Genomic DNA, 2,783 nt, shown 5'->3' with positions numbered 1-2,783 from the left:
GTACGCAAGTTCGCCGGAACTTCTGGGGGGCGGGGGACGGCACGGGGAGGGGGCGAGCCCCTGGGATCAGCGTGAGGGCGGTGGGCCGCCGGGGAGGGACTGCGTCGGCGGTGTCGTGGCCTCGGAGCAGTCCGCGGGGGCCGAGCCCGCCGTCGCGGGTGTGTCCGCGGGTGCCGGACCCGCCGTCGCGGGCGTGTTCTCGGACGCCGGGTCCGCGGGCGCGGGTGTGTCCTCGGAGGCCGGGCCCGTGGTCGCAGGCGTGTCCTCGGGGGGGCGGTGGCGGCAGCTGGGAGACTTGCCGTGGGCCTCGGCGTGGATGCGCTGTTTCATCGTGGGGGGTAGGGCGGTGAGGAGGGACCAGACGAACGGCACCGGTTCCGGCGCGGTCGCGTTCGGAGCGCTCTCGCTGTTGCGCGTCGGCTCGGTCTGAGGTACGGCCGCGGAAGCGGTCGTGGTGATGAGTCCGAGCGCCGTGCAGAGCGCGAGAAAAGCGGTGACGAGGGCGGTCCACAGCGTCATGACCTTGTTCCGGGCCATGATTCCTCACTTTCGGGTTGGGCGATTTGCGTACTTTCCTCATCATGTGTATGGGGGGCTCGAAGTGGGGGACCGACGCCCGTGGCGCGTGGATGTTCAGACGAACACCACCCGGATGGGCGCAAGTGGGGCGAAAAAGAGAGGAGGCGGGAGGGAAGCGGTGAAAGTGACCGTTCGTGAGGGCACGATCACCCTCCGCCCGGAACGGCGCGGCCCGCTCCTATTGGGCTGTGCCGGAAGGCAGTTGACGGGCCGATGCAGGTCACCGATCGGTATCGACCGGTGTGTATAGTCGGGCGCCAGAGGTCCCCTACGTCAAGGAAAGACGAGGTCGCGCGGTGAAGAAGCTTCTCCTGGTCGCACTGGCCGCCATCGGCGGGCTCCTCGTGTACCGCCAGATCCAGGCGGATCGCGCCGAGCAGGATCTGTGGACGGAGGCGACTGACTCCGTGCCCACGGGTTCGTGAGTACCGACATCCGACGCTGAAGAAGACCCCGGCCGTTCTCACGGCCGGGGTCTTGTTCGAGGCAGACCTCGTCGAAGAGCCTCGTGCGGACCTCGTCCGGGGGCAGGATGGGCCGCGGTGCGACGTCCGGGCGACGACGAGGGGTGGCGCGTGAGGGATCGGCGGGGCAGGGCGCTGGGGCGCGCACGTGCCGGACACGGTCGGACGACGGCCACCGGGCGCCTGGGCGCGGTGACGCTCGCGGCCGTGGTGGTCATGGGGCTGGGAGGCGGGCCGCCGGGACGGCAGGACCTCGCCGCCGAGCCCGCCGGAACCGCTGATGCCGCCGGTGCCTTCCGGTCCGCCTCCGGGGCGGCCGGCGGTGCGTACGCCTTCGCCGAGGGCGCGCAGAGGGTGGACGGGGCCGTGAGCACCGCGGACGCCGTACGACTGGAGACCGGCCACACCTACCGCAGCGTCCTGCCGGTGAGCGGCAAGGCGTACTACCGCCTGGAACTCGACGCCGCCTCGAACACCTACGTCTCCGCCACCGCCGTTCCCCCGGCCGGCCGCGCCGCCTCCGTCGTCGACGGCGTCAAGGTGTCCGTACAGGACGGTGACGGCCGCTCCTGCGACGTGGACACGGCGAGCTTCGGCGCCGCCGGCAGCTCTCATCCGGTCGCCGCGTGGGCCGTGCGGGAGATCTCCCCGAAAAGATCCCTCTGCAAGGAGCCCGGCACGTACTACATAACCGTCGAACGCGCCGACCCGGACGGCACGGGCTCCAGCTCCCCCGGACCGTGGGAGCTGGAGCTCACCACGGCGTCGGAGCCTCCCCTGGAGCGGACCGGTGCGACGAGTGCGCCGCCGGAGTGGAACTCCGCCCCGCCCCGGCCTGTCGCGGGGGAGCCCGAACGGCGCGCGGGAGGCGCGGGATTCGCCCGGGCGACCTCCCTCGGCGAAGGCGTCTGGCGGGACGACATCCGCCCCGGTCAGACCCTCTTCTACAAGGTCCCGGTCGACTGGGGCCGGCAACTCCACGTCACCGCCGAACTGGGCAGTTCGGACCCGGGCGGCAGGGGGTATGTCGCCGCCGCCCTGGACCTGGACCTCTACAACCCCGCGCGCGGTCATGTCGCGGACGTGGGGGTCGGTTACGGCGGCAGCCAGAAGTCGAGGGCTCTCGCTCCCCTGCCGCCGGTCGCACACGCCAATCGCCACGACGCCGTCGGCCGGGTCCGGGCGGTGCGGTTCGCCGGTGCGTACTACCTCGTCGCCCACCTCACGACGAAGGTGGCCGACCGCTTCGGGGACGGGCCCGTTCCGCTGACGCTGCGGGTGGGGCTGAGCGGTGCGGCACAGGACGGGCCCGGGTACGTGGGGGAGGCCGTGCCTCGGGACGTCTTCACGGTCACGGAGGAGGACCGGGAGGCGGCGGCCGAGGGCACGGCGGCGGGCGACGACACCGCGATGAGGGCGCTCGCCGTGGGCGGCATCGGCGGCGGGAGCGCGCTGCTGGTGGGGCTCGGCGTGTGGGTGCTGGCGGCCCGGCGGCAGGGGTCGTTCAGATCCGGGTGAGGGCCCAGAAGCCCACGGCGTAGCAGGCCAGGGCCAGGAGCAGGAGCGGGACGACGATCTTCGCCGGAGGACCGGGGCGGCGGCCGGGTCGGCGGTGGGACCGGTGGTGGGGCCGGTGGGCGGCCCCGTGTCGTGGCGTTCCCTCGCCCGCGGGCGGAACCCGCGGGCTCTGGGCGGTGTATTCAGCAGTAGAGGAGTCGGCGCCCCGGGGCGGTGGCGGTG

Annotated in this window: 3 protein-coding genes and 1 pseudogene; 2 read left to right on the top strand and 2 right to left on the bottom strand. The window is 73.0% G+C overall.

Annotated elements, in window-relative coordinates; genetic code table 11:
- Positions 1-66: 66 nt before the first annotated feature.
- Positions 67-537, bottom strand: coding sequence for a DUF6344 domain-containing protein (locus B7L92_RS38180; RefSeq protein ID WP_081241643.1), 471 nt, complete (start codon positions 535-537; stop codon positions 67-69).
- Positions 538-875: 338 nt separating this feature from the next.
- On the opposite strand from B7L92_RS38180, the gene B7L92_RS38175 reads away from it, so the two are divergent.
- A complete protein-coding gene (locus B7L92_RS38175) occupies positions 876-1,004 on the top strand; it encodes a DLW-39 family protein (RefSeq protein ID WP_003999697.1) in 129 nt (42 codons plus the stop codon).
- Between the two features lie 150 nt (positions 1,005-1,154).
- Positions 1,155-2,561 carry a hypothetical protein gene (locus B7L92_RS38170; protein ID WP_255311358.1) on the top strand — a complete coding sequence of 469 codons (1,407 nt, stop codon included), beginning with the start codon at positions 1,155-1,157 and terminating at the stop codon, positions 2,559-2,561.
- Here B7L92_RS38170 and B7L92_RS41735 read toward each other — a convergent pair.
- Positions 2,548-2,783 (bottom strand): annotated as a pseudogene (locus tag B7L92_RS41735) (serine/threonine protein kinase); the annotation flags it as partial. The gene B7L92_RS38170 and the pseudogene B7L92_RS41735 overlap by 14 nt on opposite strands.

This window comes from Streptomyces viridosporus (assembly GCF_002078235.1).
GTDB lineage: Bacteria > Actinomycetota > Actinomycetes > Streptomycetales > Streptomycetaceae > Streptomyces > Streptomyces viridosporus.
This window is presented reverse-complemented; position numbering and strand designations above follow the sequence as displayed.